Origin of the sequence: Paenibacillus sp. 1A_MP2 (genome assembly GCF_052244825.1) — a bacterium.
In the GTDB taxonomy this organism is placed as follows: domain Bacteria; phylum Bacillota; class Bacilli; order Paenibacillales; family Paenibacillaceae; genus Paenibacillus; species Paenibacillus vandeheii.
Map to the genome: position 1 here is coordinate 4,149,906 of NZ_JBQQCS010000001.1, position 25,226 is coordinate 4,175,131.

Annotated in this window: 12 protein-coding genes and 8 pseudogenes; 3 read left to right on the plus strand and 17 right to left on the minus strand. The window is 43.4% G+C overall.

Annotation, left to right across the window (positions count from 1 at the left end; all coding sequences use genetic code 11):
* Nucleotides 1-13: 13 nt before the first annotated feature.
* From ACTWJ7_RS20325 to ACTWJ7_RS20335, 3 genes and pseudogenes are all read right to left on the minus strand, one after another.
* Nucleotides 14-1,420, minus strand: coding sequence for a response regulator transcription factor (locus tag ACTWJ7_RS20325; protein ID WP_301878733.1), 1,407 nt, complete (start codon nt 1,418-1,420; stop codon nt 14-16).
* Nucleotides 1,417-3,127 (minus strand): annotated as a pseudogene (locus ACTWJ7_RS20330) (histidine kinase). Before ACTWJ7_RS20330 ends, ACTWJ7_RS20325 begins: the two are co-directional and overlap by 4 nt.
* Nucleotides 3,128-3,330: 203 nt before the next feature.
* Nucleotides 3,331-3,453 (minus strand): sporulation protein YjcZ, encoded by a 123-nt coding sequence (locus ACTWJ7_RS20335; protein ID WP_143805268.1) that lies wholly within the window; start codon nt 3,451-3,453, stop codon nt 3,331-3,333.
* Nucleotides 3,454-3,767: 314 nt separating this feature from the next.
* On the opposite strand from ACTWJ7_RS20335, the gene ACTWJ7_RS20340 reads away from it, so the two are divergent.
* Nucleotides 3,768-4,007 carry a CcdC protein domain-containing protein gene (locus ACTWJ7_RS20340; protein ID WP_301878734.1) on the plus strand — a complete coding sequence of 80 codons (240 nt, stop codon included), beginning with the start codon at nt 3,768-3,770 and terminating at the stop codon, nt 4,005-4,007.
* Between the two features lie 224 nt (nt 4,008-4,231).
* Entirely contained in the window at nt 4,232-5,413 is a 1,182-nt protein-coding gene (locus ACTWJ7_RS20345; protein ID WP_301878735.1) for a multidrug effflux MFS transporter, read from the plus strand.
* 196 nt (nt 5,414-5,609) lie between these two features.
* Here the strand turns inward: ACTWJ7_RS20345 and ACTWJ7_RS20350 are convergent, their stop codons facing one another.
* The 4 genes from ACTWJ7_RS20350 to ACTWJ7_RS20365 all read right to left on the minus strand — a co-directional run bounded on the left by ACTWJ7_RS20350 (nt 5,610) and on the right by ACTWJ7_RS20365 (nt 9,418).
* Entirely contained in the window at nt 5,610-6,668 is a 1,059-nt protein-coding gene (locus tag ACTWJ7_RS20350; protein ID WP_301249593.1) for a threonine aldolase family protein, read from the minus strand.
* Nucleotides 6,665-7,099, minus strand: a complete 435-nt coding sequence (locus tag ACTWJ7_RS20355; RefSeq protein ID WP_301878736.1) for a MarR family winged helix-turn-helix transcriptional regulator — start codon at nt 7,097-7,099, stop codon at nt 6,665-6,667. The genes ACTWJ7_RS20350 and ACTWJ7_RS20355 overlap by 4 nt, the downstream gene beginning before the upstream one ends.
* Before the next feature lie 229 nt (nt 7,100-7,328).
* A complete protein-coding gene (locus tag ACTWJ7_RS20360; RefSeq protein ID WP_301878737.1) occupies nt 7,329-9,047 on the minus strand; it encodes an ABC transporter ATP-binding protein in 1,719 nt (572 codons plus the stop codon).
* A 2-nt stretch (nt 9,048-9,049) separates the two neighbouring features.
* On the minus strand, nt 9,050-9,418 hold the full coding sequence (locus ACTWJ7_RS20365; protein ID WP_285077095.1) for a hypothetical protein: 369 nt from the start codon (nt 9,416-9,418) through the stop codon (nt 9,050-9,052).
* 202 nt (nt 9,419-9,620) lie between these two features.
* On the opposite strand from ACTWJ7_RS20365, the gene ACTWJ7_RS20370 reads away from it, so the two are divergent.
* Complete coding sequence (locus ACTWJ7_RS20370) at nt 9,621-11,717, plus strand: serine hydrolase domain-containing protein (protein WP_079344419.1); 2,097 nt, start codon at nt 9,621-9,623, stop codon at nt 11,715-11,717.
* 91 nt (nt 11,718-11,808) lie between these two features.
* Here the strand turns inward: ACTWJ7_RS20370 and ACTWJ7_RS20375 are convergent.
* The 10 genes and pseudogenes from ACTWJ7_RS20375 to ACTWJ7_RS20420 form a co-directional block, all read right to left on the minus strand.
* Nucleotides 11,809-12,748: pseudogene (locus ACTWJ7_RS20375) on the minus strand (alpha/beta fold hydrolase).
* A 57-nt stretch (nt 12,749-12,805) separates the two neighbouring features.
* Entirely contained in the window at nt 12,806-14,935 is a 2,130-nt protein-coding gene (locus ACTWJ7_RS20380; protein WP_301879535.1) for a serine hydrolase domain-containing protein, read from the minus strand.
* A gap of 193 nt (nt 14,936-15,128) precedes the next feature.
* Nucleotides 15,129-16,491: pseudogene (locus ACTWJ7_RS20385) on the minus strand (sensor histidine kinase).
* Nucleotides 16,488-17,161, minus strand: a pseudogene (locus ACTWJ7_RS20390) (response regulator transcription factor). The pseudogenes ACTWJ7_RS20385 and ACTWJ7_RS20390 overlap by 4 nt, the downstream one beginning before the upstream one ends.
* A gap of 719 nt (nt 17,162-17,880) precedes the next feature.
* Nucleotides 17,881-19,970, minus strand: a pseudogene (locus ACTWJ7_RS20395) (serine hydrolase domain-containing protein).
* Nucleotides 19,971-20,004: 34 nt separating this feature from the next.
* Nucleotides 20,005-21,459 (minus strand): alpha/beta hydrolase family protein, encoded by a 1,455-nt coding sequence (locus ACTWJ7_RS20400; protein ID WP_301878743.1) that lies wholly within the window; start codon nt 21,457-21,459, stop codon nt 20,005-20,007.
* Nucleotides 21,460-21,592: 133 nt separating this feature from the next.
* Nucleotides 21,593-22,576 (minus strand): alpha/beta hydrolase, encoded by a 984-nt coding sequence (locus ACTWJ7_RS20405; protein WP_301878744.1) that lies wholly within the window; start codon nt 22,574-22,576, stop codon nt 21,593-21,595.
* A gap of 186 nt (nt 22,577-22,762) precedes the next feature.
* A pseudogene (locus ACTWJ7_RS20410) lies at nt 22,763-23,008 on the minus strand (alpha/beta fold hydrolase); the annotation flags it as partial.
* 146 nt (nt 23,009-23,154) lie between these two features.
* Nucleotides 23,155-24,526 (minus strand): annotated as a pseudogene (locus ACTWJ7_RS20415) (ATP-binding protein).
* Nucleotides 24,523-25,196, minus strand: a pseudogene (locus ACTWJ7_RS20420) (response regulator transcription factor). Before ACTWJ7_RS20420 ends, ACTWJ7_RS20415 begins: the two co-directional pseudogenes overlap by 4 nt.
* Nucleotides 25,197-25,226: the final 30 nt, after the last annotated feature.

The window sequence follows — 25,226 nt, forward strand, 5'->3', positions numbered from 1 at the left end:
TGCGGAACCTACGCTATTTGTCCCCTCTGCCCAGCTGTCGAAATTCACTAGGCAGCAAGCCAGTCAGTTCGCGAAAAATTCGGCTGAAATATTTTTCATCCGTATAACCCACCCGCTCTGCAATCCAGAAAATCGTGTTGTTTGTGTTCAATAAATACTCTTTTGACTTCTCCATTCGTATATATCGGGAATAATCGTTAAAGGTTTTGCCCATGATGTCCTTGAAGCATTGGCTGAAATAGCTTCGGCTAATGTTGAGCTGCTGGGACAGCCCTGAAGCTGTAAAAGCCTGATCCAAATCATTCTGCATGATCATCACGGCTTTTTTTACCCCATCTATCATTTCCTGAGAATACGAAGTCTGTTCATCCGCCTTTCGAATACTCTCAGAGGTCTGCTTGATCCACTGTTCCACTTCGTACCAGGATTGAAAAGAATGGATCATGGAGATTCTCCCGAGCGTAGTCTGGGCAAAAAGATGGTTCCACTCCATGACCAGAGAGTACAGTAATCCCATCAGCTGACCTTTTTGCAGCCTTAATGATTTAAATTCTTCAACAAGCTGGTTGTAATAATGGTCGTTATGAGTCCATGGAGACAGAAACCAACTTCGTTTAATCCGATCCATGTCCTCATCCTGTGGTTCTATTGGAAAGGAGTCTTCTTCATCTAGCGAAACGGCAACCACCGGATCTTGAGGGTCATACGCATAAAATAAGGACGTTTCTGTATAGTTCATAATCCAGTTTTGGATTTGCGACCATGTCCGTTCTTGCACATCAGACAATACCAGCAGGGCTGCTTGCGGAATTTGGTCCAAGTATCCCTTCAATCTGTCGAATAGTTGATCCTCGCCATCCAGGGGTGTCGCCCACATCCAACTGTTCCGTTCCACTTCAAATCGAATCTCGTCTACATTGGATTCAAGTTCAATCGGCCAGCTCTGTCCGGACTTCCGGTCCAGTGAAACAAGTGCATACACATTACGGTAATGAACGTTGGTTTCACCGAGTAGCGGCAGCTTTCGTCTTGTATTAGCCAACTCACCAATTCGGGTATGTATCCGATTCAGGACGTGTTCAAATTGCTCCTTCTCAAGCTGAACCTTGGCTATATAGTCGATCGCTCCCAGCCTGAGTGCTTCCTGGATGTAATCAAAATCCTGATGTAGGGTAAGCACGACAATATGAAGTTCCGGGTAGTGCTGCCTTGCGGCTCGCATTAGCTCAATGCCTGACATTACCGGCATCGCAAGATCCGTTAACATCAGATCTACCGTGTTGGATTCCAGAAACTCCAGCGCCTTGGCCCCATTACTTGCTTCTCCAACAACCTCCATGCCGAACTCGTTCCATGGCATCGCGGAGCTTATTCCTTTTCGTACCAATTTATCGTCATCCACAATCAATACCTTAATCATGCCGAGATATCTTCTCCTTTGATAGGAAGTATAAGCAATATACTTGTCCCAGTTCCCAACTCACTCTCGATCACCAGTTGAGCTTGATCCCCGTACTGTGCTTTTAACATGCGGTGAACATAATTGAGCCCGATGCCCATGCCTACTTTTTTATGCTCAGGTGTACGATTATTCAGAAGCCTTTCAATCGCTTCCTCCGTCATACCTGCTCCATTATCCTGAATCATAATGTTCAACGTTTCTTTGCGAGTCACTTCAATCTGAATAAAACCTTCGTCACTCAGTCCATGGTAAAGTGAATTTTCAACCAACGGCTGTAGAATAAAACGAGGTACTGGAATTTGAAGCACTTGCTCATCAGCCGAAATACGCACATCAAATTCAAAGTCATATCGGATTTGCTGCAAGATCAAGTACTGTCTAAGCGCGTCAATTTCCTCTTCCATCGTGGAAACCTGACCTAATTTGCCTAAATTATAATACAACAGCTTATTCAGCGACTGCACCAGCTTGTCAATCTCCCCTTGTCCATTCATAACGGCCAGCCAGTGTACCGTATCCAGTGTATTCATCAAAAAATGAGGATTAATCTGATACAGCAGCTTTTCCACTTCAAGATCTGCACGAATTTTCTCCTTCAGCTGTACCTCTTTGAAAAGGTCACCGATTTGATGCTGCATATTGGAGAATTCGCCCAACAGAAAATCGAATTCGGGAATTTGCGTTCGGGTCTGACTACCTGCCGTTTGTGGATTTTGAGACATTCCATTGATTTCCGAATGGAACAGACCGAGGGGTTTATAGACCATCTTCCACAGCAGCCAAGCCAGAAATACGGTAAAGCCCAGGAAAAATAAAGCGACCAGGAATATTTGAAGCAACCACTGGTTTTTCTCCTGTTGATACTTGGCCTGTGAGATCACCGACACAACACTCCAGTTCTGAGTGGAATCCTGCCTGAACCAATGGTGACCGCGAGCTATTCCGTCCGATGCCGCATCTTTGGATAAGCTGGAGAAATTCTCCCGACTTTCATCGCTTCCGGAATCTCACTATACACAATGTTTCCCTCTCCATCGAGAATCAGATGGGATAAATCCCCTTTGTACTGATTGTAACCCAATATATCCTGCGCAAGGTGAAATCCGGATTCAACGTAAATATAAACATCGTCCCTCTGGGGCAATTTCACCTTCCGCATAGCGGATAGAACGAGCTGATCATCAAACCGGTTCATACTGACATGAGGACCATAGTAGGTAATCCCGTATGCTTTGGATAGCACAGGCAAAGATTCTGGTGAAAAGCGATCCTTTATGGGAAAGTTGCCGAACTGTGTCGTGCCATCCTCCTGAAAATAATACAACGTCAAACCGATATTCGGATTGGTAAACGTCACGACATTTAATTCGCTCTTTAATTCATCCCGCGTTTCAATCAATTCAAATATATTGGAGGACGGTTTCAACACCTCATCCAGCTTTTTTCCTAATGTACCGCTATAGGACAATTGCTGAGTAACATGATTCAGGTTGGTGATCGAATTCTCCAGTGAGGAAGTCACCTGCTGTAAATTGCTCCGAATGCCATCATCGATTTTGTTCACAAAAATGGAATCAATGGTGTAGTAGGAAATTGCAAATATACTAATGAAGGGGATAAACGCACTGAGAAAAACAGCAAAAAGATTCTTTTTTTGAGTGTCATTCCAACCTATTCTCCTTAACTTCATCCATTCTATGTTGAATGCATAACTCCATAATTATAGATTGATAATTCAATAAGTCAAACGCTTTCAAATTGTATTTTGTATGAACACAAGTCCTGATTAAGCCTTCGAAGGTAATACAATCATGACAAAAAGACCCTGCCGGCGTGATGCCAGCAGGGTTGTTCAGAAGATGAAAGAATTAAACAAGGAATGCTTTAGAGATGATGACCAACAAGATGAACAGAACAAGGATTGCGCCGGTGGATGTGAAACCACCGTATCCACCCAGACCTCCAACATTTCCATATCCTACTTCACTCATGTAATCTCCTCCTCTTTTGTGTTATGTCATAAGGTATTCAACTCTTTGTGTATTGACAAGGCTATTTACGTCATCATCAAAAAAGGCTCGATCCGCCCCTTGTCACATGCTTCAGCATGAAGACTACGAAATGATGCGACCGTTTGAGATTTTATAGTGCTCCAGCACTGCAACAAAAAGTCAACATATCCAAAAAAACACGCTGTTTGGCGAAAAAATGACAATAGTCTCCTTAACGAATTACTTTGTACACTTAACTGAATTTCAAATATCCTCGATACTTAGGTTACACAAAAACAGACGAGGTGTTTCCTATGAATCCATTATCTTTAACCATCTCTTTATTAATTGTCGTACTTATTTTGTGGGGCGTTATCCAAGGCAGCAAGAAGCCATTGCACGAATCAGGTCGAAAACTATTGATTCCGATTCTTTATATCTCTACATCTTTGTTTGAGTTGTTCGATCCTACGTTGGTGCTTACATCTGGCAGAATGATCACTGCCATGGCTATTGGTGCGATTCTGTCAAGAGGTTGGGACAAAACCGCTTAATCGTATTATTAGCCTGAGCTGGTTGACTAGCCCTATCAAGCATGTTAACCTAGGCCGAGTATTAACCATGATTGTCAAACCCTCCTACTCCTATAATGATGAAAGGTAATTTAACCCATGATGATATATAGTCGTCTCGCCATCATGATGCCCCCCTTTCCCTAGCTAGGCTCATATTCTTGTTGTCATAACAGAGTATAAGCTTGTAGGAGGGCTAATATATAATGAAGAAATATGCAGTACCATCTTTGCTTTTAATGATTGTTCTTGTCGCATTTCCACAAATCAGTGAGACCATCTACACTCCATCGCTGCCAGATATCGCAGCAGCACTTGGTGTAACAAATAGTTCCGTACAATTCACGTTAAGCATCTATTTTATAGGATTTGCCTTGGGTGTTTTTTGCTGGGGCTGGCTGTCCGACTTGATCGGTCGCAGACCTGCAATGCTGGCGGGTCTCATCATATATGGGATCGGAAGCTTGATGTGCTTTTATTCGGAATCGATTCAATGGCTCCTCGTCAGCCGTCTCGTTCAGGCTTTCGGTGCCGCAACTGGATCGATTATCACCCAAACCATACTTCGAGAAAGTGTATCGGGAGATCGAAGACATGTTATGTTTGCCCAAATATCTGCTGTCATTGCCTTTACGCCGGCAGTTGGACCGCTTATTGGCGGTTGGATTGACCAGGCCCTTGGCTTCAGATGGGTATTCTTTGCGTTAGTATTGTTGAGCGTTTTGTTGTTTATATATGCTTTTCTTAAACTGCCAGAGACAACGAACGTCTCTTTACGATCCAAGGTGGCTATACTTCCGGTTGTAAAAAAGATGCTCGCTATGCCGCGTGTACTGGTGTTTGGGGTATTGATTGGTGGTATTAACGGAGTTTTATTCAGTTATTATGCCGAAGCTCCCTTCATCTTTATTGAACACTTTGATCTGTCGCCAGGCGTTTATGGTTTTCTGGGCATTATTGTGGCCTTGGCATCGGTTGTCGGGGCAATGATCTCCAAAAGATTATTAACCGTTTACGCACCGGAAAAGATTATTCGTTTGGGTTGTCTGATCATGACCAGCGGGGCTCTGCTCCTAACCCTTGGAAGCAGTATGTCTATGCTGCCCACCCTTTTGCAGATCATCTGCATGTTAACGGCTATGTTTGTTCTGTTGATTGGTGCAGGTATTGCTTTGCCTAATTGTCTAAGTCTTGCCCTTGTTCATTTTCATGATGTAATTGGCACAGCGGGTGCCATATTCAGTTTGGGCTACTACTTGCTGGTAAGCCTTACGACCTGGGGAATGGGTGCTCTCCACAACGGTTCATTGCTGATAATGCCTTTATATTTCCTGGTCATTAGCGGCGTAATGTGGTGGCTTGGCAAAAGATTTATTGTAGAAGAGTAATCCATTAGAATAATTCATTAGGATCATAAATAATACGAAGAAATGTCATGGGGCACATTTCAAAACATAGAAGCAGTCCAGTACTTTTATCGTATCTGGGCTGCTTTTTTGTCAAACAAAAGAAGTCGCCATCAGCATGGCGACTTCTTCATTGGCGGTTTACTCCGCCAAGGTACTTTCCTTTAGATATTAATGATTACACACAAGCTTTTAATTTGTTTAGGCTCTGGGAAATATCACGAATCAATGAATCCACATTTTCCCGCTGAGTTGCCCAACTGGTGCAAAAACGAACGACGCTGTGTGTATCGTCCACCTTTTCCCAGAATGTGAACGAGTAACGGTTCCGTAAGTCCTGAAGCAGGTAATCTGGCAGAATCGGAAATTGCTGATTCGTTGGTGAATCATATAGAAAAGCGATACCTTGCTCCACAAGCGAATCATGAATGAGCATAGCCATGTCCACAGCATGCTGGGATATTTCAAGATACAGGCCGTCTTCAAACAGCGTTTCAAACTGAATACCCAGCAATCTGCCTTTGGCGAGCAGACCACCTTTTTGTTTGATCATATAACGAAAATCTGGCTTCAGCTTGTCATTCAGGATGACTACCGCTTCCCCCATCAATGCTCCGATCTTGGTTCCACCAATATAGAATACATCACATAAGCGGGCGAGATCAGCGAGAGTCATATCACAATTTCGGGAAGCAAGAGCATACCCTAGGCGCGCCCCATCAATAAAGAACGGGAGACCACACTGGCGGCTTACGTCAAATAATGCTTGCAGCTCTGCCTTGCTGTACATCGTACCATTCTCGGTAGGCTGAGATATGTAAACCATTCCGGGCTGGACACAATGTTCCGGAGATCCATCATTGACATGGGCATCATAGACCGCTTTGACCTGATCCGGGGTAATTTTCCCGTCATCGCTTGGCACCGTGATCACTTTGTGACCTGTGGCTTCAATCGCTCCCGTCTCATGGACCGCAATGTGGCCCGAAGTCGCTGCAATCACACCTTGGTATGGACGTAAAGTAGAGGCAATCACCGTTGTATTCGTCTGTGTACCACCAACCAAAAAATGCACATCCGCCTGTTCATTTTCACAAGCCTGTCGAATAAGACTTCTCGCCCGATCGCAATGGGGATCTGTACCGTAACCGCTCGTTTGTTCCATGTTCGTTGAAATCAGTCTTTGCAAAATACGCTCATGCGCGCCTTCGTTATAATCACATTCAAATCGTATCATCGTCTTGTCTCTCCTGCTCTCTTGTTCAACTTATCCTGAATATTCATCATTGAAGCGTACACTTCTCTGATCTCTTCCTCATCCAAACCATGCATTAACTTTACAATCTGCTGATCCGAACGCTCATTCAATTCACTGTAAAGCTCCTGGCCTTTCTCAGTCAGACGAATCAAACTCACCCGGCTGTCAGCGGCTGAATCCACTTTCATCAACAGCCCTTCTTTGGTCAGTTTGCTCACAATTCGGCTCATGTAGCTGCGATCAATCGTCAGCGTATCCACCAGATTGTTCGCAATGCTCTCCCCTTGAATGCCAATCTCAATAATGACCCTTGCTTCGGCGAAGGAGTACCCTGTTCCCAGGATATGCTTATCAAGTACACCGAGTATATTGGTATAAAAACGGTTAAAACGCCGCATTTCCGTCAACATATCTGCATTTATTTGCTGAGAGTCGATGTGAAACCCTCCTTTTTAGTGGACATTGTCAACATTATAATAATCAGTTTAGTGGACGTTGTCAACAATATAAATCGTAATGAGCAAGTTAATGCACTTGAACGAGAAGCTTAGCAAAATACGTCTTTGCAACACACGGATCAACTGGATAAATGCTCATAATAAAAAACCGCGCAATATGCGCGGTTTTGGCGTTACAACATTATGAATGACTGTATTGCACCTGATGAAGTCGGCTGTATATGCCTCCGGCAGCGACCAGTTCCTCATGGTTACCCTGCTCTGCAATGCCATCAGCGTTCACAACGATTATCCGATCTGCATTCTTGATCGTGGTCAGTCGGTGTGCAATAACAAGCGTTGTTCTACCCACAGATAGTTCTGCCAAGGACTTCTGAATCAGCGCTTCGGTCTCGGTATCCAGAGCGGACGTCGCTTCGTCCAAGATGAGAATCGGTGGATTTTTCAGGAACATCCGAGCAATAGACAAGCGCTGTTTCTGACCTCCGGAAAGTTTGACACCACGTTCACCAATGATTGTATCGATTCCTTCTGGCAAACTAAGAAGCAGCTCTTCCAAGGAAGCACGACGGGCCGCATCCCAGATCTGCTCGTCCGTTGCCGTTAAATCGCCATAAGCGATATTTTCTTTAATTGTGCCTGAGAAGAGAAAAACATCCTGTTGAACAATACCGATATGTCTGCGCAATGATTCCAGCTGCACCTCGCGAATATCCATCCCGTCAACGGTGATCCGGCCTTCCTCTACTTCATAGAATCGTGGAAGCAGACTGCAGATCGTCGTTTTGCCTGCACCGGAAGGACCAACAAAAGCAACGGTTTCCCCTGGATTGATGGACAGACTGATATTATTCAAAATACGACGATTCTCCTCATAACCGAACGAGACATTTTCGAAGCGAATATCTCCACTCACGCTTTTTAGCTCAACGGCATTTTTCGCATCCGCGATTTCCGGCTCGGTATCAATGATTTCCAGATAACGCTTGAATCCGGCGATGCCCTTCGGGTAACTCTCAATTACAGCATTTATTTTCTCGATCGGACGGAAGAAGATGTTGGATAACAGCAGGAACGCCATGAAATCACCCATATCAATTCTGCCATCGATAAAGAACCAGGCACCGCTGATCATAACGAACACGGTAACTAAACGCATCATCATGTAGCTGACCGATATACTCTTCGCCATTGTTTTATAAGCAAGCAGCTTTGTTTTGCGGAAGTTCTCGTTATCTACGGAAAAAAGTTTTTTCTCATGCTCTTCGTTAGCAAACGATTGAACGACACGAATTCCGCCTACGTTGTCTTCAATACGGGAATTGAAATTCCCCACATCACCGAAGAGACGCCGATAGGTCTTCGTCATGCGCCCACCAAACACGATAATTACCCAAGCCATGATTGGGATAATGATAAAGGTGATTAGTGCAAGCTCCAAGTTAATGTTCGCCATGAGCCAGAAAGATCCGATTAATGTCATCACTGCGATGAACACATCCTCCGGCCCATGGTGAGCCACCTCGCCAATATCGTTAAGGTCATTGGTCAGATGACCGATCAGATGTCCCGTCTTGCGATTATCGAAGAACCGGAAGGAAAGCTTCTGCAAATGAGCGAACATCTTCGAACGCATATTGGTCTCAATATTAATACCAAGCATATGTCCCCAGTAGGTCACGACATAATTCAGGACGGTATTCAGCGCGTAGATCGATAACAGTACAACACAAGCGAGAATAATGAGCGGCCAATCTTGGCCTGGCAGCAGATCATTAATGAACTTGCTTACAGCAAGTGGAAATGCCAGCTCCAGTAAACCGGCGATGACTGCACAACCAAAATCAATTAGAAACAGTTTTTTGTAAGGACGATAATACGAGAAAAAACGACGAACCATTCTTATTCACTCTCCAGATCCTGATTAGGGCTATCTTCTTCATTTTGCAATTCAAATAGTTGGATGTACTCATCAATAACCTGATCTATGGCTTTCAGCTCACCACTAATCATTTGATGAATATTCCGGAACTCCTCCTGACCAAGCTGTCTGGCCAACGTAGCTCTGCGATTCTGCATTTGTTCCAAAAAGACTAGAATTCTCCCACGACGAAACGTTTGTGCCCCATTCCCCCGTTTTCCGTGATGTTCTCCATGCCCTCTTCCACGTCTGGAACGTTCACCCTGTTGCTCATCTTCCCCGCGGCCGCGTCTGGAACGCTCTCCATGACGCTCCGTTTTTTCATTTTCATTGATATGTCTTTCTCTCATTTGTGAAGCACCTCCACTTTTTAGTTGTATACAAATGTATACAACTCTCTTATGTATACGATTGTATACGTGCATAATCATTCTGTCAACCCGTATTTTTCCAGTTCATTCCGGGTCAATTCATTTTCAGTTCACCGTCCTAGAGTACACTAACTTACGTACCACCACAGAGATTCCAAAATTACAGATTAGACAGGAGAAGATGAGATTGACACTAAAAAAACGAACTTCATTCGCCGCCGTAAGCCTGGTGTTAACGATGTTGGTCCCAATGTCTGCTTTCGCCGCACCGGCAACCATGAGCAGCAGTAATCTTACGTATGAGACAACGAAAAAAGCAGTGATGGAGAAAGCCAAGATTCTTACCGAAACTTACGGTACAACAAGTGTGCAGTACGCACTCATGGACGAGGGAAAGATCGTGATCTCCGGACAAGCAGGCAAAAACGACCCGGAGGACCATATCCCCCTTTCTTCTAATACGATGTATGGCATCGGTTCAACCAGTAAAGTAATACTTACAGCCGCAGTGATGAAGCTGGTTGACGAAGGCAAGATTAATCTGGATCTGCCGGTTGTACACTATATCCCGGAGTTCAAAATGAAGGACAAACGTTACACCCAAATCACACCACGCATGCTGCTGAACCATTCATCCGGGATTCTTGGAACCTCAAGCAGTAGTGCAATACTGTATGGAGACAATGACACCTATGCACATGATACGTTATTGGAGCAATTGGCAGAGCAAAATCTGAAGGCTGATCCAGGAGCCTATTCGGTATATAGTAATGATGGCTTTACCTTAGCCGAAATTCTGGTCGAGAAGGTCAGCGGTATGAGCTTTAGCCATTTCATCCATCAGTATTTCACCGAGCCCTTGGGCATGAACCACACCAAAACGCCCCAGGATCTGGTTGACCCTGACCAAATGGCAGTAACCTATTCTCAGTTGCACAAGGAAGAACTTCCATTAGAGAATACAAACATGATTGGCTCTGGAGGTATTTACTCTACCGCTGAAGACTTGGTCACATTTTCACAAATCTTTACGGGAGAGGTCAAAGGCATTCTTTCTAGTGAGTCGGCAAAAGCCATGACGCAAGAAGAATACAAAAGTGGCATGTGGCCAGAGGACAGCGATTCCTCTATTTCGTACGGGTTAGGGTGGGATAGTGTGAACTTGTTCCCCTTTAGCGAATACGGCATCAAGGCAGTTACCAAAGGCGGGAATACCATTGCGTATCATTCCTCATTAATTGTTCTTCCGGAATACAACATGGCAGCCGCTGTTACCTCCTCAGGAGGTTCAAGCACAACCGACCAATTGATTGCGAGCGAATTGTTGCTCAGCGCACTTAAGGAAAAAGATATTATTAAAGAACGGAAAGCGGAAAAATCGTTTGGCGTACCTGTAAAAGCATCCATGCCGAAGAAACTAACGCAGTATGCAGGCATTTATGGCGGCGGCAGCTCGTTGCTGAAAGTGGAAGTGAATGATGAAGGGCAATTAACAACGTCCCTGCTATTGTCGCCGAACAGTACGGAACAAAAGTATACGTATACTGCAGATGGTTCTTTTGTTAACGAGCAAGGAACAGAAAAGTTGAAATTTGCCCAAGAGAATAACGGGAATACATACCTGTGGTCTCGCTCGTATCAGTCTGTGCCTGGGCTTGGACAGATCGCCTCCTCGGAGTATAAGGCAGAAAAGCTTGAACCCAATACATTACCCGAAGAAGTAACATCCGCTTGGAAGCAGCGCGAAGGCAACATTTATTATCTGGTGAATGAGAAATACACCTCAACGGTATATGACAGTGCAACGCCGATCATCCCCATTCATCTGTTTAATGAGGTACCTGGTTATGTGTATACCAATAAAATTATTGATGCAAACCTGGCCGTGAACCAACTGCAAATTCCAGGCTTGGCTGGACGGGATACGATGGAGTATGAGTTCTTCAAGAAAAACGGCGTGGAATACGTGGCAGCAGGAGGAAAGGTCTACGTCAGTCAAGAACTTGTGAGACCTCTCTATTCGGGAAAACAATCAAAGACAACGATTCAAACGAATGGTTATGCGACATGGTATTCGGTCCCGGCAGCAGCCGCAGGTAAAGTGATGACGGTGAAGATGCCTTCGAAAGGTGCTTTCACTGTATATGACCAGGCGGGTATCAGTACGAATCATACCGTGGTCAGTGGTGAGAATGAAGTTGCATTGCCTGTGAATGGTACGATTGTATTTGCCGGTGAAGCTGGTTCAAGGTTCGAAATTTCGTTAACAGATAAATAATAATGAATATGTAAAATACGCCCGTTCCCCGGTGTGCTACTGGGGGAAGGGCGTTTCGTTCTTTCTGAATTAATTCTGAAAGGTACCAAGTTTATTTTACTTCATTCATAAACTTCCTGAAGTTTTCGGCTATTTCTTTGGATCGGGTATGGTGTAAGTAATGCCCTCCTTCAAATGTCATCACTTTACCATGTACAGAATTTTTGACTTGCTCTTCATGCAAAGGTATCCATCCTTCCGTTTCGGTATCATTCGCTTGTAAAAAGAAAATGACAGGCAGATCTTTGGGGAAGGTCAAGTTTTCAGCAGCTTTGAAATTGGGACCGAAATTTTCGCCTTCATTCAAGTTGTTCGGATTAAACGTATTTTTGAGTGAAAGTATTCTAATTTGTTCTCTGGTTTCATCATCAACATCGGGTGCAATCAGTTGATCAGGGGCCAGTTTCATTAACAATCGGTAGAATCCTGATTTTTTAAGCAGTTTGTACGTTTCGGTTGGGAATGGATCATCGTTCCCCCTGCGTTGGGACACTGCTCTCAATGCCGACAAAGGAAGTTACTTCGTTTGGATATTTGTTCACATAATCCAGGCCGTATATCCCTGAAATGGAGTGAGCCATGAGCGTGTAACGATGAATACCAAGTTGCTGTAACGCTTCATGAATTTCACTAACCATATTTTCCGTAGTACGCTCTTTTTCAGTAATGTCACTTAATCCATAACCGAAAGGTTCAATGACAACGACTTTGTAAAATGGAGATAGCTCATCAATTAGCGGTTTGAAATCAAGGGCTGGGGCGGGTGTTCCATATCCAGGAAGCAATACCACCGTTTCTTTGCCTTTTCCTTGAATCAACACATTCATGTTTTTCCCGTCAACAACTACAAACTGGCCATAGGGTTTTATTTTCCCTTCCTCTGATTTGTTGCTAAATACATTAACGATAAAAACAGTGGCAATAAATAATGCAAAAGCGATAACTATGGCTCCGAATATTTTGAGCAAAATGATTAATATTTTTTTCATCATGATGGTTCTCTCCTGTTGAGTTTGTTGGTCATACAGCCGTTCGAAACTCCATTCATTTTACTTTTTTAATGAAATTTCAAATTGGGAGCCAGCCTCACCTGCAAATACAATACGTCCGTTTTCTGGTAACACAACTTCATTCTTACCGCTGACCACGGTGTGATTAATACAAATACCCGTCTGGTCATATACGGCAAAGCCAGCATTTGCAGGCAGCTTCACTGTCATGACTTTTCCATTCACAGTGGCTGGTACCGAAAACCATTTGGCATATCCATCTGCTTGAATGGTTGTTGTGGATTGTTTACCCGAATAGATGGGTTTCACCATTTCCTCACTGGCGTATACATAACCTGAAAATGTAAGATACTCTCCTCCGTTCTTTTTAGAGAAATGAACGTCCATCGTATCACGTCCAGCAGTACCTGGAATTTGCAAGAGATTGGCCGCTGCGTTCGCTCCAGTAATCTTGTTATTGGACATATACCCTGGATTCTCTTTATTCAACTGAATAGGCAGGATCGATGTAGCATTAAGATAGAGCATTGATGTGTATTTCTCATTCACCAGATAATATTTTTTACCATCACGCTTTTTCCATGAGGCATTAACCTCTTTGGATAACACATTGGCTTCCAGCTTCTCCGCATTATATTCTGAGAAAGCCAGCTGTCCGAGTCCTGGAACGGAGATATAAGAACGAGACCACAGGTAGGTATTCCCGTTTTTCTCCGTAACAAATTTCAATTTTTCTGAACCATCTTCATTAACAAAAGTACCATCTGCTGTATAGGTGTATTCTTGAGCCGGATTATTCGGAGCTGTCAGTGTGGATACACTCATTTGTCCTGCCTTATTTATGTTGATCCTCATAACCGAATTATTGCCGCCATACATTCCTGCATACTTGGATATTCCTTTAGGCATACTTGCCTTCACAGGTACACCAAAGGATTTTTCTGGTTTCCGTTCTTTAATAATGCCCTTTTCTTCAAGTGCGCTTAGCAATAAATCACTCGCGATGAATTGATTGGTTATGCTTGCTCCACCTGAAGAGATAACGGCTGCAGCCATGTTGTATTCCGGAAGTACCACGAATGAAGAATGATAAGATAACGTATCTCCACCTTTCATAACAGCCTTAATGCCGTACTCGTTGAATGGGAACAAGTTCACACTATCCCACCCTAACCCGTAAGACATAAGCGTATCGCTATCCTCTGGCCACATGCCTCTTTTGTACTCTTCTTGCGCCATGGCTTCTACAGACTTACTGGATAGAATGCCTTCGACCTGTCCTGTGAGGATTTGTGAAAATTTCACAAGATCTTCAGCAGTGGAATAAAGACCTCCCGTAGCAATAATATTATAATTCTCTTTTGGAAGTTGTCCCTTGTAAAAAGGAGAATAGATTCCCGCCATTTCTGCCGGATTAACCACATCCTGTGGTGTTTTGGTGTGTTTCATATCCAAAGGTTCCGTAAAATTTTGGTGTATAAAAGCCGTATAACCGATGCCGCTAACTCTTTCGACCAGAATCTCGGCTAACGTAAAGCCGTCGTTGCTGTAGACGGAGTATGCGCCGGGATTTGCCTTCAGGTTTTGACTCGCCAATTGGTCGAGAAACGTATCATGTGAATACGTGTCATTATCTCCGTATAATGTGGCATTGCTGGTTGAGGTGCCCAGAAGAGCGGAGGAATGATTCAGCAGCATACGGGGTGTAATCTGTTTGTATCGGTTATCTTTCATTTTAAAGTCAGAGATATAGTTCACAACGGGCACATCCAAATCAATCTTACCTTCGTCAACCAGCTTCATAACAGCGGCTGTCAGCACCATTTTACTGGTTGAACCAATGCCATAGATCGTGTTTGAAGTAAGAGGTACCTTGTCGTTGATATCGTTCTTGCCCGTTTGACCGGACACGACAATCTCTCCACCATCAATGAGCGCATATTGCAGACTCGTTGTACCATACGTCTCCGTCAGTAACTTGGCTTTTTCGATCACCGTTTTCTTCGTGGTCTCATACGTAAGGTTAATGCTGTTATTCATGGCAGCCGGTGCGGCCATTGCAGACATTGGGGCAAGTATCGTCAGCATGAGAGTCACAGCAGCTATAGTATTTCTCTTTCTTGCTGTCCTCACACTCATCTTCAGTTTTGTTACCTCTCTTGGTTTCATTCTTGCATCTACTCCTGTCTTCATCATTGTGTTAAGCCACCTTAACATGGGCGCTAAAGACAATATAACAAACCAAGATGTCCCCCTAATGACTACAGCATGAACGGAGAATGAACAGGCAAAAAAGTTTGCATCATCATACGCAAGGAGGTTTATACAGCGTGTCATAGCCTAGAGAAGGCATGAAATCCAATCACTCTGTGGGTGTTGTGATTGGCAAGGTGACTATGAAGGTCGTTCCTCGTCCATATTCGCTCTCCACCCGGATGTCCCCTTGATGAAGCGAGACGATCTGCTTTACAATAGCTAGTCCCATACCGCTTCCTTCATATTTCTGACTGTGGGAACGATCAGCTTTAAAGAAGCGGTCAAATATACGGTTTTGGTCTTCCGGGAGAATACCAATACCCGAAATCCGATATGCGGATCGTCACGTTCTTGATATTCTGTTTGATCCTGATACTAATTCGGGCACCATCTTCGGAAAATTTGATGGCATTGCCGAAGATATTGATCCACACCTGATTTAACTGGTCATGATCGGCCGTGATTTTGGTGGGCTGCAAATCAAGATCGAACTGAATGTTACGGGCCGACCATTGGGGTTGAATAGCGACGATTACTCGTCTGATCTGTTCATCCAGACTGAGCGTGGCAAGTCGCATTTGCAATGACTGAGATTCAAGCAAACTCAGCTTTAGCAGACTATCACTTATTTTGGACATCCGTGCAGTCTCAGTGATGATAATGTCGAGATAAGAGCTTCGATCGTCATCCGGGATGTCTACCTGCTTGAGCGCTATAGCAAAACCGGAAATGGAAGTGAGGGGAGACTGAACTTCATGGGACACGTTTGCTACGAATTCCCTGCGCATCTGCTCAAGCTGCTGTAGATCGTGCATCATTTCTTCGAAGCTGCGAGCCAAAGTACCTATCTCACCCTTTTGTTTAATATTAAGCTTGACGTTGAAATCTCCAGCAGCTATAAGCCGGGTCGCTTCTGTCAATTTTTTGATCGGTCTTACCAGAAAAATAGCCGCAATTAGTATCAATAGGCTTCCTGCTAACAAGGAACAAATCAAAAAGGTTACAACAAACTTGATAAGAAATGAGGTGGAAGAGGAAGTGAGGGGCTCTACAAACATTGCTATGCTTCCCATTTCAGTTTTTATCGGCAATCCCAAGAAGATCGTATCGATTCCATTAACTTGGACCCTTTCCCCATCCAGCACTTTCTTCACTTGTTCTGTAGTCACTAGGAAAGGATGTTGTCCTTTAAGTTCTCCATAGGATTGAAACTGACCCGTTGCTTTATAGATTCGAATGTGGTAAGAGTTGAGTTGTTTCATTTCACTTATAAACATTTCTGCTTCGCGTAGAGGCAATGTCTCGTAGATGCGGACGATATCCTGGCCAAAGTCAAGCAAGGAGCCTTGTAAGTTTTCGTTTAATTTATCTTGAAATATCCAGGTTGTAGCAAGAAAAGAAAGGATTGTGCCCCCGATCACGGAGACCAGAAAGGTCAGGACTACACGTGTATAGAGGGAGCCGGTCACTCCTGCACCTCTAGCCGGTAGCCAAGTCCCCGCACCGTTTCGATACGAAAATCGGAGATATCGGCAAAACGTTCGCGTAGACGTTTAATATGCACGTCTATCGTTCGATCATCGCCAGTATAATTAATTCCCAAACTTGATCGATTAATTGCTCCCGCGTATAGACTTGTCCCGGTAATCCAGCAAGTTTATACAATAATTCGAACTCTTTAAGCGGCAAGGTGAACGACTCTGTACCCCTCAGGATCTTATAAGTCTGCCGGTTCAGAATAACGTTTCCTAATTGGATGGTCTGCGTTAAACCTATACGGTATCGTTTCAACAGTGCCTTGACGCGAGCCATCAACTCAAGCGGATCGAATGGCTTCGTCATATAGTCATCTGTCCCGAGCTGAAATGCTTGTACTTTCTCCCAGGTCTCGTTTCTTGCCGTCAACATTAGTAACGGAAGATCCGGATTGGCTCTTCGAAGTTCCTCGCATAATGCCCAACCGTCCATGACTGGCATCATAATATCAAGAATAACCAAATCGACTGGCGTGGAGGTATAGATAGCCATGGCTTCCTTTCCGTCTACGGCGTTGATGGTTGTAAATCCGTCGTTGCGCAAAAATAAACAGACGAGTTTGCGAATGTTCGCATCGTCGTCAGCAACTAATATCGTAGGCATCGTTTCCACTCTCCTAAAAAAGAATAATTCTTCAGTTGAGCAAGAGCGAAGAATTCTAAATCATGCTACCTCATTGGTTGAAATCACTCTGTTCTACTATAAATACATCTTCTTCTTTGCATAATTCCATAAACAAGTCCCGCTGCTCCCATATATATCCTGAGTCGGCGTTGCAAGCTGCATCGCCTTCTCTCTTTGTATAATGCCCCTTTTCCGTTCTCTTTTCTATCACTATATGAACCTCAAAGATAAACTCCTTATAACACACGTACTTCTTTCTAACAGAAGTGACAAACTAATTATAGTTAAATTGAACAAAAGCAGCCGATTACTTTGATCGGCTGCCTTCTTAGTTTCGTTAAATTAACGTATCATGTTAGCTCAATCATATTAACTCTGAGATAAACATTGGTGCAAAGTGCATCCTTAGTGATATCCTCTTTGCTTGAAGCGTAATAAATACCCCCCTATACCTTCCTTTCATAAAACTAACTACGGCACAACATCTATTTTAAACTCCCCTATTTCCATGGTTTTGCAATCCTCAGGAAGCAATCACATGTGAGAATTTATGATATAGCGTTAACCTGCCCCTTAGCTTAACCGTAAGACAGTCGACTATTTAGCCGGCTGTCTACTTAAAGGGGATAATACCATTCTGCAACTTTTTTCTGTTCATGTTCTTGCTACCTTCAGCATGCTACCTTACTAGAATTCATCTATTTCAATGAAATTTCAAATGTGGAATCCACGTTACCTGCAAATACAATGCGGCCGTTTTCTGGTAAAATAACCTCATTCTTACCGCTAACCACGGTGTGATTAATACATACACCCTTTTGATCATATACGGCGAAAGCGCCATTTTCAGGCATTTTTACCGTCATGACTTTTCCTTTCACCATTGCGGGTACAGAATACCATTTGGCATAACCGTCTGCTTGAATCGTAGTTACAGATTGTTTGCCCGAATAGAGTGGTTGTACAATTTCCTCACTGGCGTATACGCTACCTAAGGCTGTAATGTACTCTACACCGTTCTTTTGAGAGAAATAAATTTCCTTTGTATCACGTCCAGCCATGCCAGGGATTTGCAGCTCTGTAACTGCTTCATTTGCTCCAATAATCTTATTATTGGACATGTACCCTGGCGTCTCTTTATTCGAGTTGATCGGAATGATTGGTGATGAATGGAGATACACCGTTGATGTATATTTCTCATTCACCACGTAATATCTTTTACCTTCACGTTTTTCCCATGAGGCGGTAATATCCTGGGATAACTCATTGGCTTCCAGCTTCTCCGCTTTATATTCTGAGAAAGCCAACTGACCAAGTCCTGGCAAGGATATATAAGATCGAGACCACAGATACGTACTTCCGTTCTTCTCCGTAACAAATTTCAACTTTTCTGTGCCTTCATCGTTAACAAAAGTACCGTCCGCTGTATATGTGTATGTTTGAGCCGGATTACTCGGAGCAGTGAGTGTGGATACAGTCATTTGTCCAGCATGATTCATTTCGATCTTCTTAACCGAATTATTGCCACCATATATACCGGCATACGCGGATATTTCTTTGGGTATATCAGCCTTCACGGGCAAGCCAAAAGATTTTTCCGGCTTTCGTTCTGTAATAATGCCCTTTTCCTCAAGTGCGCTGAGCAATAATTCACTCGCAATGAACTGATCTTTGGCACTTGTCCCTCCAGATGAAGTAACGGCTGCAGCCAGATTGTATTCCGGCAATACGATTAATGAGGAGTGATACGATATCGTATCTCCACCTTTCGTTACTGCTTTGATGCCATATTCACTGAATGGGTACAAATTCACACTATCCCACCCTAGCCCGTAAGATATAGACGTATCGCTATCCTCCGGCCACATGCCTCTTTTGTATTCTTCTTGCGCCATAGCTTCTATCGACTTACTGGAAAGAATGCCTTCCACGTCGCCCGTGAAGATTTGTGAAAATTTCACAAGATCTTCAGCGGTGGAATAAATGCCTCCAGTAGCGATGATATTATAATTCTCTTGGGAAGCTGACCGTCAACCAAAGGAGAATAGATTCCAGCCATATCTGTTGGGTCAACGATATCCTGTGGTGTTTTGGTATGCTTCATGTCCAGAGGCTTCGTAAAATAGTGGTGTATAAAAGCCGTAAAGCTCAAGCCGCTAACACGTTCAACCATAATCTCGGCTAACGTAAAGCCGTCGTTACTATACACCGAGTATGCGCCGGGATCTGCCTTCAGGTTTTGGTTCGCCAATTGCTCCAGAAAGTTATCATGTGAATACGTATCATTATCTCCGTACAATGTGGCATTGCTGCCAGTACTGCCCAGCAGACCGGAAGAATGATTTAACAGCATGCGCGGTGTGATTTGTGTGTAGCGATGATCTTTCATTTTAAAGTCAGGGATATAGTTCACAACAGGCTTATCCAAATCAACCTTGCCTTCGTCAACCAGCTTCATCACAGCCGCTGTAAGCACCATTTTGCTAGTTGATCCTATGCCATAGATGGTATTTGAAGTAAGCGGGATCTTGTCCTTTAGATCGTTCTTGCCCGTTTGACCGGACACCACAATCTCTCCACCATCGATTAATGCATATTGCACACTGGTCGTACCGTACGTCTCGGTAAGGATCTTGGCTTTCTCCGCTACTGTTTTCTTGGTTGGTTCATACAAAAGATTGCTCCTGTTATCGGCAGCTGGTGTGGCCATTACTGACATCGGAGCTAACATCGTTAACACCAGGGTTAACGCAGCGATTGAAGTTCTTTTTCCCTTTTGTCGTCCCATTCACATCATCTCCTGATTTTAATGTTTTGGTTGATTAAAGTTCTTTTGGATCTATAAATTTCACCTCTGGATACAAGTCGCTCGGCCCCTGAATCAGATCTCCACCCGTTCCTTTCAATTGCTTATTAAAGAAATCGAGTACATATTGATTTACGATGTTTGCTCCTCTTTTACCATTGATGTCTCCTGTAATGCCCGACAGCTTAATCAACTCCGAATAGAATTGAAGATCCGTGAAATTGAAGTGCTGGGTTCCTTCTACATAAATCACATTTCCCCCGTGTTCAATAACATTTTTCATAATGTGCAGCTCATCTGAGAGAAATTTATTGACTTCATTATCCGAATTTCTATCATTTTCAAAATTGACTAACCAGTCTTTAAAACCTCCCGATCTGATGAACATAAACGGCTTGTTTATATCATCTCTGTTTTCCACTTCATTTAGTGACCCGTCCATATTGACCCCGGCCTTGATTCTATGATCTAAATACGTTGCATTAAATGCCGTTGCACCCCCAAAAGAATGCCCCATCGCGCCTATGTTATTTAAATCAATTTTCCCTTTGAATTGACTTTCAATTGCACCTGAATTCAGCTTTTCGATTTGATTGATTACAAACTCCACGTCTTTTGTCCATATATCCCCGATTTTTGTACGATCATCTATGGTTGTCATCTTTGTTGTATAGCCCGTTACACGGCCATCCGGAAAAAGGGTAGCGAAGGTGCTGTACGTATGATCGATTGTTACTACGATAAACCCATGACTGGCCAGACTCTCCGCCTGTGATGCTTGTAGAATTCTACTGGTTCCCATACCATGAGATAGCAGTACCACGGGATAAGGACTTGTGGAAGGTAATATTTCTACATTTTCATAAGAGTTGGTTTGACTATACTTCAAGTAGTCGAGCAAAAATTCGGGCAGTTTTAAAGAAGCAGAGAAGCTCTGAATATACTTTTTGAACATTTCTTTATTATTTGGAAACAGCGTGTCACGCTTGTTGTTATTCATGTTCTCAGTAGGATACCAGACTTGAACCATTAGTTCCCTCTTGTCGCTTTGATCTTCAGTTAAGACTTCGTCTCTGTTCTGGTCCGTAAAATGAAAGGTTTGAGTACCCACTTTCTCTGGACCATCCGGCTTCGGCAAATTAAAGACAGGTAAGTATACAGACAAGGCAGTAGAAGCAACCAGCAGAATGACAATTAGGGAAGATAAACTATATTTCAACAGCTTTCCTATTTTTAGATTGATCATCTTTTCGGAATGTCTGAGTAAAACAATAAGTATGAATAGAGCCGTCATGATATATACCACAAGCAACTGCCATCTATATCCCTCAACCAACAATTGAACTACGAGTATAACGCTACTTCCGATCCCCAAACCCAATCCTGTTTTCTTTGCACTTCTTTTAATAAACAATAGATCTACGAGTAAAGCGAAACAGGATAAAACTAAAAGTATTTCAAATAATCTCATTTTGAATGCCTCTCTCTTTCATCACGGACATCGTCCGAATTAGATATATTATGGAGAAGCCGCCCCGCAGGACGGTTTCTCATATTCGTTCATGCACACCTGTTAAGTTAAAGAATGTACATCTACACCATATTTACTTCGCTTCGTTCATAAAAGCTCTAACGTCTTCAGCAATTTTTTTGAATTGAGTATGGTGTAAATAATGTGAACCATCCATTGTGATAACTTTCCCATGTACGGAATCCTTTATCTGCCCTTCATGCAGCGGTATCCATCCTTCTACACCTTCATTATTCGCTTGTACAAAGAGAAGAAGTGGAAGATCTTTAGGGAAAGTTAAACCTTGAGCACCTTTAAAATTGGAATAAATATGATCCATCTCGTTTAATGACGTGGGATTATACATGTTTTTATTCGAGATCATTTTCATTTGCTCAACCGTCTGACCATCAAATGCAAGTCCCTCATAGGGGTCTGCACTCACTTTCATCATTAATCTTAAGAGACCTGTATTTCTGAGAAGAGCAAACGTTTTTAATGGGAACTTCGCATCTGTAATACTTGGTTGGGTGGAGACACTACTGTCAATACCGACAAAAGCAGTCACCTCATCCGGATATTTGTTCACATAATCAATACCGTAAATGCCTGCAATAGAGTGACCCATGAGCATGTACTGATGAATATCAAGTTGTTGCAGAGCTTCATGAACTTCACTTACGATATTCTCTGTGGTCCTTTCCTTTTCAGTTTCATCACTTAATCCATAACCGAATGGCTCAACCGCCACAACTTTGTAATATGGAGTTAATTCATCAATAAGCAACTTGAAATCAAGCGCTGGTGTTGCTGTTCCAAAACCGGGCAGAAGCACAATCGTTTCCTTGCCTTCACCTTGAATGAGCACATTCATATTTTTCCCGTCTACAGATACATGCTGACCGTAGGGCTCTATCTTTTTCGCCTCCGAATGACTACTAATCACATTCGTGATATAAACAATACCTAGAAACAAAACAATGGCGATTACGATTGCTCCTAGTATTTTAAGTATCATGTTTCGTACTTTCTTGGCCTTCGATCCATTCTTCGCTTTCTTTTCTTCTGGTTGTGTCACTCTCATCTTCTCCTGTCTTGAACTGTTGGTTAGGCTTGCTTCATTGCCATTAATGAAATCTTAACTAATGAAAATGTACTCTCCGTGACGTCAATATGAACTGAATATGAACAAGCAAATAAATTAATAATTACGGTGACGTCATTGGCGGATAAATTTCCGTGAACACATTATTGGATTTCCTTCATAAATTCCCGAAATGGAATGACCCATAAGGATATAACGCTCGATATGGAGACTCTGTAAAGCTTCATGAATTTCACTTACGATATTTGCCGTACTGCGTTCCTTTTCGGTCTGATCGCTCAATCCGTAACCAAAAGGCTCAACCACGACCACTTTATAATATGGAGTCAGCTCTGAGATAAGCGGCTTAAAATCTAGTGCTGGTACGGCTGTTTCATAACTGGGTAGAATCACGACGGTCACCATGACGACAATATGAACGGAGTATGAACTAACAAAAAAGGCCACGTTTCACATACAAGGAAGCTTGTATGTGAAACGTGGCCTGAAAATTCGGTTAAAACATAATCCAGTGTAATATTCTGTTCTATACATTCATCTCTCCTGTATGTCTAAATATCGGTGGGTGGCGTGATTGGCAATGAAACGATAAAGGTCGTTCCCTGACCCACTTCGCTCTCCACCTCAATATCACCTTGATGAAGCGATACAATCTGTTTAACAATGGCAAGCCCCATACCACTACCGCCATACTTGCGACTATGAGAACGATCCGACTTGAAAAATCGTTCAAAAATACGCTTCTGGTCTTCGAGAGGAATTCCGATGCCCGTATCGGAGATTCGTACGGATACATTTTTGGCATCCTGCTTGATATCGACGTCAATTACGCCGCCATCCTTGGAAAATTTGATACCGTTGCTGAGAATGTTCGTCCATACCTGGTTCAACTGGTCGTGATCAGCCGTAACTTTAACGGTCTGTAAATCCAGTTCAAAATGAATATTGCGTGAAGACCATTGTGGCTGGAGAGTTACAATGACCCGCCTGATCTGTTCATCCAGGCTCAGTGTGCTAAGTCGCGGTTGCTGTGACTGCGATTCGAGCACACTGAGCTTGAGCAGATTATCACTCATTTTAGACATCCGCTTGGCCTCGGCGATTATAATATCAAGATAACGACTTCGTTCATGATCTGCGAGATTGACTTGTTTCAGTGCTTGAGCATAACCGGATATCGAAGTAAGCGGAGATTGAACCTCGTGTGACACATTCGTTACAAATTCCCTGCGCATCTGCTCCAACTGCTGCAGATCATGCATCATTTCTTCGAAGCTTCGTGCCAGCGTCCCCAGTTCTCCGGTTTGCTTGATATTCAGCTTAACATTGAAATCTCCAGCAGCGATCCGTTTGGTCGCCTTTGTCAGTTTTTTGATCGGTCTAACCAGAAATACGGAAGCAATCAGAATGATAATACTTCCTGCAAGCAATGAACAGGTTGCAAAGATCGAAGCCCATTGGACGACAAACAAGGAAGAAGGTGGAGAGAGCGTCTCAAAAAACATTGCTTTCGTCTCCCATTTCCGTTTTCACCGGTAAACCTAAAAGAACTGTTGCAATACCGTTCGGATTGTCCTGGACTACGCCTCCATCTAACACTTTCTTTAGTTGCTCTTTCGTCACCGTGGCCGATTTATGTCCGTTAAGCTTTCCATACGACTGGAACTTACCCGATGCATCGTAAATTCGAATATGATATGAATTCAGTAGCTTCATTCCACTCACGAACGATTCTGCTTCACTTAATGGAAGGGTCTTGTAAATCTGCACGACATCTTGGCCGAAGTTACGTATGTTAATTTGAGCATTTTCATTCAATTGATCTTCAAATATCATCGTGGACATAAAAAAAGAAATGACTGTGCCGGCGATGACGGAGACCAGAAATGTCAGGACCACACGGATATATAACGATCTAATCATTCGTAAACCTCAAGCCGGTACCCAGACCTCGCACCGTTTCGATCCGAAAATCGGGTGTTGTTGCGAACCGTTCACGCAGGCGTTTAATATGTACGTCTATCGTTCGATCATCACCGGCGTAATCAATACCCCAGATTTGATCGATCAATTGCTCACGTGTATAGACTTGTCCGGGTGTTCCAGCGAGTTTATAGAGCAATTCGAACTCCTTCAGCGGCAACGTAAGCGACTCTGTTCCGCTTGTCACCTTGTAGGTTTGTCGATCCAGGATGACGTTGCCGAAATGGATCGTCTGCGTGGAGCCGATTTTGTATCGTTTCAGTAATGCTCGAACACGAGCCGTGAGCTCCAACGGATCAAACGGTTTCGTCAGATAATCATCGGTTCCCAGTTCGAATCCCTTCACTTTCTCCCAGGTCTCCCCTCTCGCCGTCAGCATGAGCAACGGAAGATCAGGATTGGCTCTTCGCAGCTCCTTGCATAACGTCCAACCATCCATGATAGGCATCATGATATCAAGCACAACAAGATCGACATGTGTTGAGCCGTAAACGGTCAGTGCCTCCTTGCCATCCGCAGCTTCTGCCGTTTCGAATCCGTCATTTTTCAAAAATAAACAGACGAGCTCCCGAATATTCGGATCATCGTCAGCAACTAGTATTGTAGGCATTTGTTTCCTCTTTTCCTGTTTCCATGTCAT

Coding starts and splice junctions, on each gene's coding strand:
- ACTWJ7_RS20325 (WP_301878733.1), bottom strand. CDS start 1,420: ATGATTAAGGTATTGATTGTGGATGACGATAAATTGGTACGAAAAGGA.
- ACTWJ7_RS20335 (WP_143805268.1), bottom strand. CDS start 3,453: ATGAGTGAAGTAGGATATGGAAATGTTGGAGGTCTGGGTGGATACGGT.
- ACTWJ7_RS20340 (WP_301878734.1), top strand. CDS start 3,768: ATGAATCCATTATCTTTAACCATCTCTTTATTAATTGTCGTACTTATT.
- ACTWJ7_RS20345 (WP_301878735.1), top strand. CDS start 4,232: ATGAAGAAATATGCAGTACCATCTTTGCTTTTAATGATTGTTCTTGTC.
- ACTWJ7_RS20350 (WP_301249593.1), bottom strand. CDS start 6,668: ATGATACGATTTGAATGTGATTATAACGAAGGCGCGCATGAGCGTATT.
- ACTWJ7_RS20355 (WP_301878736.1), bottom strand. CDS start 7,099: ATGTTGACGGAAATGCGGCGTTTTAACCGTTTTTATACCAATATACTC.
- ACTWJ7_RS20360 (WP_301878737.1), bottom strand. CDS start 9,047: ATGGTTCGTCGTTTTTTCTCGTATTATCGTCCTTACAAAAAACTGTTT.
- ACTWJ7_RS20365 (WP_285077095.1), bottom strand. CDS start 9,418: ATGAGAGAAAGACATATCAATGAAAATGAAAAAACGGAGCGTCATGGA.
- ACTWJ7_RS20370 (WP_079344419.1), top strand. CDS start 9,621: ATGAGATTGACACTAAAAAAACGAACTTCATTCGCCGCCGTAAGCCTG.
- ACTWJ7_RS20380 (WP_301879535.1), bottom strand. CDS start 14,935: ATGAAACCAAGAGAGGTAACAAAACTGAAGATGAGTGTGAGGACAGCA.
- ACTWJ7_RS20400 (WP_301878743.1), bottom strand. CDS start 21,459: ATGAGATTATTTGAAATACTTTTAGTTTTATCCTGTTTCGCTTTACTC.